The sequence below is a fragment of the Arthrobacter sp. 05L44 genome, from assembly GCF_056397605.1.
Genome location: NZ_JBFTNS010000007.1, coordinates 1 through 12800, shown reverse-complemented (window position 1 = coordinate 12800; position 12800 = coordinate 1). Strand labels below are relative to the sequence as shown.

Here is a 12800-nt window from a genome sequence, read left to right as displayed (position 1 = left end):
TGAGCCGGGGCCGCGTGCCCACGGCCGGGGGCCGGGAATTCTCGCACCCCTTACGCGGCGGAAACACCACGGAAACGGCGCCTGCCTAGCCTAGGTCTGCATAACCCTTCGGCGAATCGAGGCAATGATGCAGACCAACCCGCGTCTCAACATCAGGCAGGTCCCCTGGTCGCACCCGGTGGGCGCCGACCTGCGGGCTGCCCAGCAGGCGGAACTGGATGCACGCTTTGGCCACGGTGAACACGAGGCCGGGGCGCCGCCGTCGGAAGCCGACTCGGCGGTCTTCCTCGTGGCGCACGACAAGGCGTCCGGCCAGCCCGTCGGCTGCGGCGGCCTCCGGCTGCTTGATGAGCACACCGCCGAGATCAAGCGGCTCTACGTGCTGCCGTACACGCGGGGCTCGGGAGTGGCCAGCTCCATCCTGGCCGCCCTGGAAGGCCACGCCCACGCCCTGGGCATCACCACGCTCACTGCCGAGGCAGGATCGGTGCAGACCGACGGCCGGCAGTTCTACCAGAATTCAGGCTTCACTCCGGTCCCCAACTTCGGACCGTACGTGGGCCTGGACCACTCGTACTGCTTCGCCAAGGCGATCGACTCGCACAGCGCCGCCCACACGGCCATGGCCTAGGGGTTCGCTCAGGTCCAGAAATCGTCCGCTTTGGCCGTGTCCTCGAAATACTCCCGGCCTTCAGCGACTTTTCCGTCGCGGAGCACAAACGTGATGATGGTTCCCATGTCGAGGGTCTTGCCGTTGGCTTCGCCGTGGGTGCGCTGGATCGCTACCGTATGCTTGTCACCGCCAACAATGTCCTCAACGTCGGCCCGGAAATTGCCCTGCGTGCGGGCGCCCAGCTCGCCGAAGTACGCCAGGACGGCATCGCGGCCCTGCTTGGTTCCTGACAGCACGCCGCTCCCCGCAACGTGCCAGACTGCGTCCTCCGCGAAGATCTCGACAAGAGTCGCCATATCCCCTGAATTGAAGGCCTCGTATCCTCGCCGGACCAATTCAACATTCTCTGCGTTTCCCATGATCGGACACCTCTCTACCGTCCTTGGCGGGTCATGCTGGGACGGTTAAAGGCTAGTCCCGGCCCGGGGTGCTGTCGATGGCGAATCGGCCAGCCGGCGCCCGATTCCGCGGGCCGCGGTCTGCAGTGCCGGCACCAGCGCCTGCAGCCGCATTTCCTGCAGTGGAACCACGACGCCGAGGGCCGCGACGGTCCGCTTCCGGGCGTCCCGCACGGGTACTGCGATCCCCCACGTATCGGCATCGACCACCCCGGCCAACTGGGCGAACCCGTCGGCGGCGGCTCCGCCCAGCAGGCGCCGGACGTCACCGGGGCGGAGGGCGCCGGCAGGATCGTTGAACTGGCGAAGATACTCCGCCTGGACCGCGGCAGGCTGGTGGGCCATCAGGGCCAGCCCGGCCGAGGACAGGTGCACGGGCATCCGGCCGGCAACCTTCGCCCGGTTCACCACCGAGCCGCGCCGCGAGAGGCGCTCGACGAACAATGCATCCCAGCCGTCCAGCACGGCGAGGTTCACATTCTGGTGCAGCACCTGCTGGATGTCTTCCATAAACGGCATGGCAGCCTGCCGCAGGGCCAGGGTGGGCGAATTCCGGTTCACGAGTTCCCACAGCCGCAGCCCCAGCCGGACGGACCCGCCGGCGCCGAGTTCCAGCAGCCCGTGCCCGGCCAGTTGCCGGACCAGCCGGTGGGCCGAGGTCAGTGGAAGGCCGGCCCGGTCGGCGAGATCGGAGAGTGGCAGGGCCGAACCCTCAGGGAACGACTCCAGCAGGCGGACAACGCGGTCCACCACGGAATCCCCCGACCCGGAATTTGCCACGCTTCCCGCCTCCGCACTGTTGACCGCCCCGACTGGTGCCTAACGGTGCCAGTCTTCCATTGAACGGTCAGGCGCGCCCGCGTGACGGCGGGACCATCCGCCGCCACGGCGCGGGTGCCAGCACAACGCCGACGCCGACGGCGGCTCCGATGAGGGTCTCCATCAGGCGGTCCCGCAGCAGCGTTCCAGCGGGCACCGGGGCCACCAGGAGGGTTGAGATCAGCGCGAGGGGGGTGACGAACACCTGCGCCAGCATGTACTGCCGGGCAATGAACATCTCGGCGCCGAACTGGCACGCGGCGATCACCAGGACGGTCTGCCAGGGGGCCGGCTGCAGCAGCAGGATCGCCGCCAGCAGCACCAGTCCCAACGCCGTGCCGATGATGCGCTGCACCCCGCGGCTGATCCGGTGCCGGGTGCTGTGCCCGACCAACGGCACAACGGCCGCCACCATGGCCCAGTAGTTGTGGCCGAACCCGAGGCTTCCGCCCACCAGCGTGGCCAGGCTGCCCGCCAGGCCCGCGGCGACCAGATACCCCACAGCTTCCAGGCCCGCGACGCGGCGTTCGGCGGCGTTCAGGCGCGGCGGCGGCGACCACACCCACGGCTGCCGCCGGCTGGGCGCGACGCGGGCGGACAAACCGATCAGCAGCGAGAACACCACCGTCAGGACAGCCACCAGCATGCCCTGCCACAGCGGCGGCTGGCTGGGGATCGAGGCGATGGCCGCGAACGCGAAGATATGGAACAGCGACCCCGCGGGGCGCAACCGCCACCACGCCACCACCAGCGAGCAGCCGCCGGCCACCAGGGTGGTCGCCAGGACCTGCAGCCAGATGGTGCCGCCGGGGGTCAGCGCCAAGGCCGTGCCGGCGCGGGCCGTCAGCGCGCTGAGCAGCATCACGGCCAGCATCAGGGTGCCGGCGCGCAGCTGCAGGACAAACCGCCGGCCGTGGGGCTCGTTGCGTCCGTAGATACCGGTGAAGGCGCCGAACGAAGCGAAAATGGCCAGATCCAGCCGGCCAAGAAGCACCAGGGTGATCAGCGGCACGAAGACACCGACGGCGCAGCGGATCGCGACCTGGTGGTCCTTGTTGGCTGGCGCCACGGAGAACATTTCGGCGAAGAAGTTAGCAGCCTTCACGGACGGGAACGGCCTTTCCTGGCAGTCGGTTGGGGTCGACGGCGGCACTGGCATCCAGCTGAATCGTATGCTTTCCCGGTGGCCTGCGGCCCCTTGGCTTCCGTTCAACGGAAGGGCGGGGCCGGCGGCGGAGGTGGTAGCGTCTATCGGTTGAACCACCCGTACGGCTCACTCCGGAGGACCCATGCTCAAAGGATTCAAAGACTTCATCCTTCGCGGCAACGTGATCGAACTGTCCATCGCCGTCGTCGTCGGTACCGCCTTCACGGCCCTGGTCACCGCGTTCACTACCAACATCGTCAACCCGATCATCGCGGCAGCGGGCGGCGTGGAGACCCAGGGCCTCGGTTTTTCCGTATGGCCCGGCAACGCCAAGACCTTCGTGAACATCGGAGCTGTGATGACGGCGTTCGTAACGTTCCTCATCACGGCCGGGGTGGTGTACTTCATCTTTGTGGCCCCGATGAACAGGATCAACCGGATGGTCAAGCACCGGCTGGCCGCCCCGGAACCCGAGGAGAAGCCCATCCCGGCGGACACCGCGTTGCTGGCGGAGATCCGGGACCTGCTGGCGTCGCTGGCCGGCAGCGGAGCGGGCGCGGCGGATCGCGGCAGCGCGGACGGCGCTGGCGTCGCGACGGATAGCGACGGCGCCGCCGCAGAGTCTCGCGAGGGAGCGGGGTCTCGTGAGGGAGCAGAGCCTGGCCGGACGGCGGAGTTCACCGGCGGACGCTCCCGCTAACCGGGCCGGGCGCGGCAGCGGTGCGCGCGGCCGGCCCGGCGGTGAGGGCTAGGCCGCCTTCGTCATCCTGATCGTCAGGGCTTCGTGCTCCACCTCAACCATGAGGTGCTTGGCCTTGCCAATGTGGTCGCCGTCGAGCTGGAACTCCTGCTCGTGGTCGAGGCTGATTTCCGCGGACTTCCCGGCGAAGTACTCCACGGCCTTGCTCTTGCCCTTCTTGCGGCCGAACATGCCGGCGAGGACGTTGAACCAGCCGAACCTGCCTACCGGGGCCAGGAGCAGGACGTCCAGGATGTTGTCATCGATCTTGGCGTCAGGGAAGACTTCGATGCCGCCGGTGATCTTGCCGCAGTTGCCCACCATAACGCTGCGGATCCGGCGGCGCACCGGGTGCTGTCCGTCGATGCTGATCCTGGCTTTCACCGGCTTGCCGGGCAGGTGCCGGATACCGGCCTCCACGTAGGCGAGCCAGCCCACACGGTCCTTGAGTTCGTCCACGGTGTTCGCCATGATCGCCGCGTCGTAGCCAAGGCCGGCCATGACCAGGAAGACCTGCTCGTCCTCGGAGTGGTCAAGGCGTGCCTTCACCACGTCCACCTTGATGTCGGAGCCGTTCAGGACGTCGTAGCTGGCGGCCACCGGATCCGTGATGTCGACCCCGATGTTGCGGGCCAGCAGGTTGCCCGTACCCATCGGGACCAGGCCCATCGGGGTCCCGGTGCCCGCAAGGACCTCGGCCACACAGCGCACGGTTCCGTCGCCGCCGGCGGCAATAACGACGTCGGCCCCTGCCTCGAGCGCCTCGCGCGCCTGGCCCAGGCCGGTGTCCTCGGCCGTGGTCTCCAGCCAGAGCGGTTCCGCCCAGCCCTGCGTCTCGCAGAGGCGGTAGAAGGAGGCCTTGAAATCCTCGCCGGAGGACTTCATGGGGTTGATGATCACGGCGGCGCGCTTGAGCTGGACGGAGGAGTCCTGTGCGGCATCGGCCTGGACGGATTCGTCCTGCGCGGCATTGGTCTGTGGCATGGTGTCCTTCGGGCGTGTGGGCGGGATGGGTCCCGCAGGGAAATCCTATAGCGAGAGAGCGGTTTTACCGGCCCGGCAGTGCACTGCATGGACGGTGCCGCCTGCCCCTGCGTAGCCAGTCCCGTAATAGCTGCGGGGCAAATCATCATTTCCGGGCCGGGTTGTGCCAGACTAAGCGGGATTTACCGGCCCAGAGGGGACCGGAATCACTCATCTCATTTGGGGGAATGATGACAGAGCGCTCAGATTTTGACGCCAGAAATGAATCCGAGTCCGTTGGGGGCGCCCGGCCGGTTCACGGCCAGCACTGGCCGGACGGGGCGCCGTGGCCGGATTCTCCCGGCCACCGGCAGGCACAGGCGCCGGCCTTCCCGATTCCCGCCGTCCGGGCCGCTGCACCGGAAAACACCGTACGCGGGGTGGTCTTTGCCCTGGCGATGGTGCCGGCCGGCGTCGCCCTTTGGCTGGTCCTATGGAAGCTGGGCTGGATGGCCTCGATCGTTGCCTTCCTGACGGCCGCCGGAGCCGCGCGGCTGTACATCGCCGGCAGTACTGCGGGCCGGGGCGGCACCATCACCAGGCGCGGTGCGTGGGCGGTGGTGGCTGTGACCGCGGTGACCGTGCTCGCGTCGTTCCTGGGCAGCATCTGGCTGGACCTGGCCGACTACATTGGCGGGTCACCGGTTGAACTGCTGTTCGAGCCCGGGGCCTGGGAGCTGTTGGGCGACAATCTGGCGAACAACGCCGACCTCGTCGAGGGCTACAAGGGCGAGTTCCTCATGGCGTTGCTGTTCAGCGCGCTGGGCTGCTTTTTCACCCTGCGGCAGCTCTTCGCCCAGTCACGCCGCGGCTAGCCGCGTCCCGCCCCCAGCACAGCCGCGAGGTCATAGTTGACCGGCTCTTCGAGCTGCGCGTAGGTACAGGACTCCGGCTCCCGGTCCGGCCGCCAGCGGACAAACTGCGTGGTGTGCCGGAACCGGGGCCCCTCCATGTGGTCGTACTTCACCTCCACCACCCGCTCCGGCCGCAGCGGCGTGAAATCCAGGCTCTTGCCCGCACTCCAGCGGCTTGCCTCGGCGTTGCGCGGCGTCCGGACGCCCTCCTCCTGCTGGGCCGGCGCCCAGGGATGGCCGGCAAGATCGGTGACCAGCGGCTGGAGCTCCTCGAACAGCTCCTGCCGGCGCTGCATGGGGAACGCGCCCACCACGCCCACGTTGGCGAGGCTCCCGTCGTCGTCGTACAGCCCTAAGAGCAGGGAGCCGATCCGGTCCGGGCCGGAGGTGTGCACCCGGTAGCCGGCGAGCACACAGTCAGCGGTGCGTTCGTGTTTGACCTTGAACATGGTGCGTTTGTCCGGCTGGTAGCTGGAGCCCAGGGCCTTGGCCACGATTCCGTCCAGGCCGGCGCCCTCGAACTGCCGGAACCACTGCGCCGCAGTGTCCCGGTCCCTGGTCGCGGCGGTCAGGTGCACAGGCGCAGCACTGCCCGCCAGAACCTGCTCCAGGGTCGACCGGCGCTCCTCGAAGGGCCGGGCGGTAAGGTCCTCGGCGTCAAGGGCCAGCAGGTCGAACGCGACGAAACTGGCGGGCGTTTCTCCGGCCAGGAGCCGGACACGGCTCGCCGCCGGGTGGATCCGCTGCTGGAGTGCATCGAAGTCCAGCCGGTCCCCGCCCCGTCCCACGAGGATGATCTCGCCGTCGAGCACACAGCGCTGCGGCAGGTTTATTTTCAGGGCCTCGACCAGCTCCGGGAAGTATCTGGTCAGGGGTTTTCCGTTGCGGCTGCCGATCTCCACCTCGTCGCCGTCGCGGAAGATGATGGAGCGGAAGCCGTCCCATTTGGGCTCGAAGCTCATGGGCCCCTCGGGCAGGTCGCGGACGGCTTTCGCCAGCATCGGCGCGACAGGGGGCATCAGGGGCAGTTGCATAGGCCCCATTCTGGCGTGGCCCGGCGCCGGCGTCGATCCCTTGGCACGGAAAACTAACCGGGTCCTTACCGGGCCGAAACGCGGCGGCAACATTAGCGCCGGACACTGGAAGTGCCGGCAAGAGCAGGCGCCAGCTCCAGTCCAGGAGGCCCCCATGTTGAAGGAAGCCAAAGCCCAGATAACCCGGATCCGTGCCCTCGACCAGCTGCATCGCGGCGATGAGATCGAAGCCCGGCTGCGGATCGGCCCGAACTACGACGACGTCGTGATCCGCCGCGGCCGCGTCCAGGAGACGGCACCGGGGATCGGCGTCGTGTGGATCCTGGACCGGCAGTCGGGCACCCGCAAAGCGGTCAACACGGATGAGTGCAGCCTCTGGCGGGTCGCCTGAGCCTTAACCGCCGGCGACGGACTGGATGATCAGGACCTCCTGGCCCGGCGCCACTTCCGTTGCCAGGCCCTGCAGCCGCCGGATTTCATTCCCGTTGACGTATATATTCACGTAACGGCGTACGGATCCGGTTTCGTCCCGCAGGCGCCTGGCCAACGCGGGAAACTCTCCCGCCACCGAATCCAGCAGCCACCGAACCGTCACGGCACTGTCCGCGGGTGCAGTCAGGATGGACTGCCCGCCGGCCAGCGGCTGGAGGACGCTGGGCAACAAGACGCTAATCTCCACGGAACGCCTAGGCGGAAAAGGCGGCGTCGGACCGCTGGGCTCCGGCGAGGGGTGCCCCGACGACGGCGGCGGCCCGGACGCAGAGTACGTCCGGCAGGTGGGAGGCCACCTCAGTGAAGTGTTCGCCTTCGTCATGACTGGCGTAGACGCTACCCCCGCGGGTTCCGAAGTAGACCCCGGCGGGCTCTCCCCCGTCGACGCAGGCAGCATCACGGAGAACAACGTTGTATTCGGACTCCGGCAGGCCCGCGTCCAGCCGCTTCCAGGTGGCGCCGGCGTCGTCGGTCCGGTGCACGGCAAGTTTGCCCTCCGGCGGGATCCTTTCGCCGTCGGCCTTCAGTGGGATCACCCATGCGGTCCCCGCGCGCCGCGGGTGCGTCAGCATCACGAAACCGAAGTCCGCCGGCAGCCCGTCGGCGATCGACTCCCATGTCTCGGCGTTGTCGTCAGTCCTGTAGACGCCGTGGTGGTTTTGCGCGTACAGGCGGCCTTCCACGGAGGCGTCGGCGGCGATCTTATGCACACACTGGCCGAATTCAGGGTAGGGGTCGGGGTTGAAGCGGGCAGAGATCCCCTTGTTCCGCGCCTCCCAGGACGTGCCGCCGTCGAGTGAGCGGTATACCCCGCCGGTACTCATCGCGATGTGCACCTTTTCGCCGTCGGGGTTCACAACAATGGAGTGGGCCGCGGCGCCGCCGTAGCCGGCCCCCCACTCGCTGCGATGCGGGTGGTCCCACAGCCCACGGTTCAGTTCAAAGTGCTCGCCGCCGTCGGTCGATTTCCAGACCGAAATAGGCTCGCAGCCGGCCCAGACGACGCCGGGCCGGGATTCCGCGTCCGGGTACAGCTGCCAGACGCGCTCGAGCGCCGCGTCAGTACCCTGGGGGAACTGGATGGCCCCGTTCTCGGGCTCCGTCCACGTTTCGCCGAGGTCATCGGAGTGGAAGACAGTGGGTCCCCAGTGTTCCGAGCGGACGCCCACCAGGATGCGGGTCCGGCCTTCGCGTGTGTCGATGGCGATGCTGGGGACCTCGCTCATGAGGAAATGCGGACCGGTCAGCGACCAGGTGCGGCGGTCCGGGCTGGTAGCCAGCCAGAGGCCTTTTTTGGTGCCGATCGCCAGGACATAACTTTCTGCGGTTGCCATGCCCTACATGCAACCACCGGGGTCCCGCGGCCGCAATGGTTTGCGGGGATTCAATCGACGAATTCGGACTGGATCTCCACGAAGTCCCAGTCCGCGGCACTGAGCACCCCGGTGGGCCGGTCCGGATGCGGGCCGCCGGCCTCCGCGATGCCCTGCAGAACCTGCAGCGGGAGTTCATCGGCGCGCAGGTTCTCCCGCAGCCACTCCTTGCTGGAAAGATCCAGGTCCAGCCACCACATATAGATGTCCACCGCCGCCACCTCTCCGTTGCCGTGCCCCTGTTTCCCGACGGTAAAGCCGGCGCCTGGGCCGGGCAAGGGCCACTGGTCCCGGGCGTTCGAGGGCGGGACCCGACCGGGCAGGAAGGCCCTAGCCCGGGCCGGAGGGCGCGAGCCACAATGGGGCATGCCCGCCGAGCCAACGGGCACCGCTCCGCTGGTGGTCGGCGTCCTCCCCGGCCAGCCTCCGGAGGTGCTCGAAACCGCCGCGACCCTGGCCACGCGCCTTGCCGCCCCGCTGGTTTGCGCCTTCGTGGACGAGGCCAGCTACCTCGTCGAGTGGGATCCGGCCCGCTCCGCCCACCGCCTTTCCCTCCATCCGGGCGCCGACAGCGCGGAAATCCTCGCCACCACGGAGCGGCTGCGCGCTGTTGTGGCCGACGTGTGCGAGGGCCGCGGTGTGGATTGGAGCCTGCGGACCCTTGCCGGGGATCCGGCCAGGGCCCTTGGCCGGCTGGCCGCCGACGCAGGCGCCGTAATGATCGTTGTGGGCACGCCGGCGCCTGGCCTGGGACACCGGCTCACCGCGGCCCTCAACGGCTCGGTGGCGGCGTGGCTCAGCCACCACCAGGAGCGCCCGGTCCTGATCGTTCCGGTGCGGGACGCCGCGCCCGGCCACCGCCACGGGGGCCCGTGAAGGCCCCGGAGAAAGTAAAGCGAAAGTAGTTATTCGAGGTGCTGGCGCATCGTCTCTACTGCCGAGTAAGGTTGTATCCGTAGGCGGGAAACCCCTACCCCATAAGCTGCTCCGGAGTGCGTATCCCCCAATAACGCACTCCGGAGCTCTTTAATTTCCGGGGACTTTCCGGCCGGCGCTCCGTCCCGGCAGACGGTTGCCTGATACCCCTAGGGGGTATATGTTGGTGGCATGAGCACGCCCGACCCCACCATCACCGAGCCGGAACAGGGTGCCGTCCCGCACCAGCACGGGTATACGGCCAACAAGGACGCGTACCTGAAACGGCTGAAGAGGATCGAGGGGCAGGTCCGCGGCATCGCCCGGATGGTCGATGAGGACAAGTACTGCATCGACGTCCTCACCCAGGTCGCTGCCGTCACGAAGGCCCTGCACGCGGTCAGCCTGGGGCTCGTCGAAGAGCACATCGGCCACTGCGTCGTGGGGGCGGCGGCAGAGCCGGATCCCGGGTTGCGGGCCGAGGCCATTGACCTCAAAGTCAAGGAGGCCACCGATGCCATCGGGCGCCTGCTGCGGTAGCGGCACCACCACCCACCACACCATCGGACTGGCGCACCCCGTCCAGTCCCGCACAGAGGAGGACCCCATGAGCACCGTTTCCACCATCGTCGAGGTATCCGGCATGACCTGCGGGCACTGCGTCTCTTCGGTCTCCGAGGAACTCGAGGCGCTGGCCGGCGTCGAAAGCGTCGACGTCGCCCTCAACGCCGGCGGCATCTCCACAGTCACCATCACCTCCGACAAAGCCCTGTCCGCCGCCGAAATCGGCGAGGCCGTCGCCGAGGCCGGGTACCTGGTGGTCGCAAACGAGGCCTGAGGCTGCCGGACCGAAAGGGACCACCGTGAGCAACGCCGAACTACTGGACGTGCCCGGATCCAGGGTGATCGAACTCGACATCGAGGGCATGACCTGCGCCTCCTGCGTCGGGCGCGTCGAACGGAAGCTCGGCAAGCTCGACGGCGTCCAGGCCGTGGTCAACCTGCCGCTGGAATCCGCCCGGGTCACCGTGCCGGACGCCATCTCGGATGACCAGATCACCGCAACCGTCAACGCCGCCGGCTACAAGGCAACTGTCCGGCCGCCACAGAAACCCGCCGCCACCGGCGGGGAGCTCGCCCCGGGCCACGCCGCGGCCCTCAAACCCCGGCTTGTTGCCGCGGCGGTCCTCACCGTCCCGGTCTTCGCCTTCTCCATGATCCCGGCCGCCCAGTTCCCGCACTGGGGCTGGGTCGCCGGCCTGCTGGCCCTGCCTGTGGTCACCTGGGCGGCATGGCCGTTCCACCGCGCCGCCGCAATCAATGCCCGGCACCTCGCGTCCACCATGGACACCCTGGTCTCGATCGGAGTGGCGGCCGCGTACCTCTTCTCGGCGTGGCAACTCATCGCCGATCCGCTCCTGACCGAGCACCCCGGCATGGAGGGCACGGGCTCTGCCGGGCTGTACTTTGAAGTCGCGTCCGTTGTCACCACCTTCCTGCTGCTCGGCCGCTACCTGGAGGCCAACGCCAAGCAGAAGGCCGGCGACGCACTCAGGGCCCTGCTGGACCTCGGCGCCAAGGAAGCCACCGTCCTCGCGGACGGTATGGAGTTCCAGGTCCCCGCGGACCGGCTCCGGACCGGCGACATCATTGTGGTCCGCCCGGGCGAGAAAATTGCCGCCGACGGTGTGGTCGTCGAAGGCTCCTCAGCGGTCGACGCCTCGCTGGTGACCGGGGAATCCGTTCCCGTCGAGGTCGGCCCGGACAGTCCTGTCACCGGCGCCACCATCAATACTGCGGGCCGGATCCTTGTCCGTGCGACGCGCGTCGGCGCCGACACCACCCTCGCCCACATGGGCCGGCTGGTGTCCCAGGCACAGTCCGGCAAGGCCCCTATCGCGCGTCTCGCAGACCGCATCAGCGCCGTATTCGTTCCCGTGGTTCTCGCCCTGGCCGTCGTCACGTTCGGGGCATGGCTGCTCGCGGCCGGCCCCAACATCAGCGGCACCGAACTGCGCGCCGCCTTTACGGCCGCCGTCGCCGTCCTGGTCATCGCCTGCCCCTGCGCCCTCGGCCTGGCCACACCGGTGGGGCTGCTCACCGGGACAGGCCGGGGCGCCCAGCTGGGCATCCTGATCAAGGGCCCGCAGGTCCTCGAGGACACCCGCACCGTGGACACTATCCTGCTGGACAAGACCGGCACCGTCACCTCGGGGCACCTGGCAGTTTCCGGCGTCACCCCCCTCGCCCCGTTCAGCGGGACGGACGTCCTGCGGCTCGGCGGCGCGGTGGAGGCCGCGTCCGAGCATCCGATCGCGCGAGCCATCGCCGCGGCGGCGCTCACCGCGGCTCAGGCGGACGACGACGACGCGCGGCTGCCCGCCGTCGCCGGTTTCCATTCAGCTCCCGGCGGCGGCGTCAGCGGCACCGTGGAGGGGCGGCGCATCACCGCGGGCCGCGCCGGCTGGCTGCGGGAAAACGGCGCCACCATTTCCGCAGCCCAGCAGGAGGCCCTGGCCGCCGCCGAACAGACCGGGGCGACCGCCATCTGGGTGGCCGTGGACGGCGCGCCTGCCGGAATTATCAGCCTGCGGGACACCCTCAAGCCGGGATCGGCGACAGCCATCGCCCGGCTTCGCGAACTGGGACTGCGGCCTGTCCTGCTGACCGGGGACAACGCCGCCGTGGCCGGCCAGGTGGCCGCCGCGGTCGGGATTGCGCCGGAGGACGTGTTTGCGGGGGTTTCACCGCAGGGCAAGGTGGACGCCGTGCGCACGCTGCAGGCCGGCGGCGCCACCGTGGCGATGGCAGGGGACGGCGTGAATGACGCTGCCGCGCTGGCCCAGGCGGACCTCGGCATCGCCATGGGATCGGGCACCGACGTCGCCATCGAAGCCGCGGACCTGACCGTGATGGGCAACGAACTGGGACAGGTCGCCCAGGCCATCGAGCTCTCCCGCCGGACTCTGGCCACCATCAAGACCAACCTTTTCTGGGCCTTCTTCTATAACGCCGTGGGCATCCCGGTCGCCGCGTTGGGGCTGCTCAACCCGATGATTGCAGGCGCGGCCATGGCGGCCAGTTCCGTCCTGGTGGTGGCCAACTCGCTGCGGCTGCGGCGGTTCGGCAGCTAAACAGGGGCGGCGGCGGGATGGGGAGTGCTGCCCATCGACAGTGTTTTCCGGGGCAGGGTAGGTTCTAGGTATTGGATCTTCCGGATCAGCCGGAGGCCGTTGGGGATGCCGACAGTGATCGGGTCCGGTGAACTAAGGAGATTGTCACATGGCTATGTGGGGCGCAGATGTTACTCAGCTCAAGGCACTGGGGCACTGG

At 68.6% G+C, this 12800-nt stretch carries 16 protein-coding genes; 8 read left to right on the top strand and 8 right to left on the bottom strand.

The window, feature by feature from the left end; genetic code table 11:
* The first annotated feature begins 127 nt into the window (after window positions 1-127).
* Complete coding sequence (locus AC1DHY_RS13135) at window positions 128-631, top strand: GNAT family N-acetyltransferase (protein ID WP_476879003.1); 504 nt, start codon at window positions 128-130, stop codon at window positions 629-631.
* 8 nt (window positions 632-639) lie between these two features.
* Here the strand turns inward: AC1DHY_RS13135 and AC1DHY_RS13130 are convergent, their stop codons facing one another.
* The 3 genes from AC1DHY_RS13130 to AC1DHY_RS13120 all read right to left on the bottom strand — a co-directional run bounded on the left by AC1DHY_RS13130 (window position 640) and on the right by AC1DHY_RS13120 (window position 2995).
* Window positions 640-1032, bottom strand: coding sequence for a nuclear transport factor 2 family protein (locus AC1DHY_RS13130; RefSeq protein ID WP_476903745.1), 393 nt, complete (start codon window positions 1030-1032; stop codon window positions 640-642).
* Window positions 1033-1077: 45 nt separating this feature from the next.
* On the bottom strand, window positions 1078-1851 hold the full coding sequence (locus AC1DHY_RS13125; protein ID WP_476878999.1) for an IclR family transcriptional regulator: 774 nt from the start codon (window positions 1849-1851) through the stop codon (window positions 1078-1080).
* Between the two features lie 67 nt (window positions 1852-1918).
* On the bottom strand, window positions 1919-2995 hold the full coding sequence (locus AC1DHY_RS13120) for an FUSC family protein (protein WP_476879000.1): 1077 nt from the start codon (window positions 2993-2995) through the stop codon (window positions 1919-1921).
* Between the two features lie 184 nt (window positions 2996-3179).
* Between AC1DHY_RS13120 and mscL the strand changes: the two genes are divergently transcribed.
* A complete protein-coding gene (mscL, locus tag AC1DHY_RS13115) occupies window positions 3180-3737 on the top strand; it encodes a large conductance mechanosensitive channel protein MscL (protein WP_476879001.1) in 558 nt (185 codons plus the stop codon).
* A gap of 48 nt (window positions 3738-3785) precedes the next feature.
* Here the strand turns inward: mscL and AC1DHY_RS13110 are convergent, their stop codons facing one another.
* On the bottom strand, window positions 3786-4760 hold the full coding sequence (locus AC1DHY_RS13110) for a diacylglycerol/lipid kinase family protein (protein WP_476879002.1): 975 nt from the start codon (window positions 4758-4760) through the stop codon (window positions 3786-3788).
* 227 nt (window positions 4761-4987) lie between these two features.
* Between AC1DHY_RS13110 and AC1DHY_RS13105 the strand changes: the two genes are divergently transcribed.
* Complete coding sequence (locus AC1DHY_RS13105; RefSeq protein WP_476903744.1) at window positions 4988-5614, top strand: hypothetical protein; 627 nt, start codon at window positions 4988-4990, stop codon at window positions 5612-5614.
* On the opposite strand, the gene AC1DHY_RS13100 is transcribed toward AC1DHY_RS13105, so the two are convergent.
* Window positions 5611-6687, bottom strand: coding sequence for an ATP-dependent DNA ligase (locus tag AC1DHY_RS13100; RefSeq protein WP_476880014.1), 1077 nt, complete (start codon window positions 6685-6687; stop codon window positions 5611-5613). The two genes, AC1DHY_RS13105 and AC1DHY_RS13100, sit on opposite strands and share 4 nt — an antisense overlap.
* Window positions 6688-6841: 154 nt before the next feature.
* Here AC1DHY_RS13100 and AC1DHY_RS13095 point away from each other — a divergent pair, with 154 nt between their 5' ends.
* A complete protein-coding gene (locus tag AC1DHY_RS13095; protein ID WP_476880013.1) occupies window positions 6842-7078 on the top strand; it encodes a hypothetical protein in 237 nt (78 codons plus the stop codon).
* A 3-nt stretch (window positions 7079-7081) separates the two neighbouring features.
* On the opposite strand, the gene AC1DHY_RS13090 is transcribed toward AC1DHY_RS13095, so the two are convergent.
* Genes AC1DHY_RS13090 through AC1DHY_RS13080 form a run of 3 tightly spaced genes read right to left on the bottom strand, consistent with a single transcriptional unit; the run spans window position 7082 to window position 8764 of the window.
* Complete coding sequence (locus AC1DHY_RS13090) at window positions 7082-7366, bottom strand: MoaD/ThiS family protein (protein ID WP_476880012.1); 285 nt, start codon at window positions 7364-7366, stop codon at window positions 7082-7084.
* Window positions 7367-7373: 7 nt separating this feature from the next.
* Window positions 7374-8513, bottom strand: coding sequence for a WD40/YVTN/BNR-like repeat-containing protein (locus AC1DHY_RS13085; RefSeq protein WP_476880011.1), 1140 nt, complete (start codon window positions 8511-8513; stop codon window positions 7374-7376).
* 50 nt (window positions 8514-8563) lie between these two features.
* A complete protein-coding gene (locus AC1DHY_RS13080; protein ID WP_476880010.1) occupies window positions 8564-8764 on the bottom strand; it encodes a hypothetical protein in 201 nt (66 codons plus the stop codon).
* A 154-nt stretch (window positions 8765-8918) separates the two neighbouring features.
* Here AC1DHY_RS13080 and AC1DHY_RS13075 point away from each other — a divergent pair, with 154 nt between their 5' ends.
* The 4 genes from AC1DHY_RS13075 to AC1DHY_RS13060 all read left to right on the top strand — a co-directional run bounded on the left by AC1DHY_RS13075 (window position 8919) and on the right by AC1DHY_RS13060 (window position 12601).
* A complete protein-coding gene (locus AC1DHY_RS13075; RefSeq protein ID WP_476880009.1) occupies window positions 8919-9428 on the top strand; it encodes a universal stress protein in 510 nt (169 codons plus the stop codon).
* 231 nt (window positions 9429-9659) lie between these two features.
* The gene (locus AC1DHY_RS13070) at window positions 9660-10007 is read left to right on the top strand and encodes a metal-sensitive transcriptional regulator (protein WP_476880008.1); all 348 of its coding nucleotides are present in this window, start codon (window positions 9660-9662) and stop codon (window positions 10005-10007) included.
* A gap of 67 nt (window positions 10008-10074) precedes the next feature.
* On the top strand, window positions 10075-10305 hold the full coding sequence (locus tag AC1DHY_RS13065; protein WP_476880007.1) for a heavy-metal-associated domain-containing protein: 231 nt from the start codon (window positions 10075-10077) through the stop codon (window positions 10303-10305).
* Window positions 10306-10330: 25 nt separating this feature from the next.
* Window positions 10331-12601: a heavy metal translocating P-type ATPase gene (locus tag AC1DHY_RS13060; protein WP_476903743.1), complete on the top strand. Its 2271-nt coding sequence runs from the start codon at window positions 10331-10333 to the stop codon at window positions 12599-12601.
* Window positions 12602-12800: the final 199 nt, after the last annotated feature.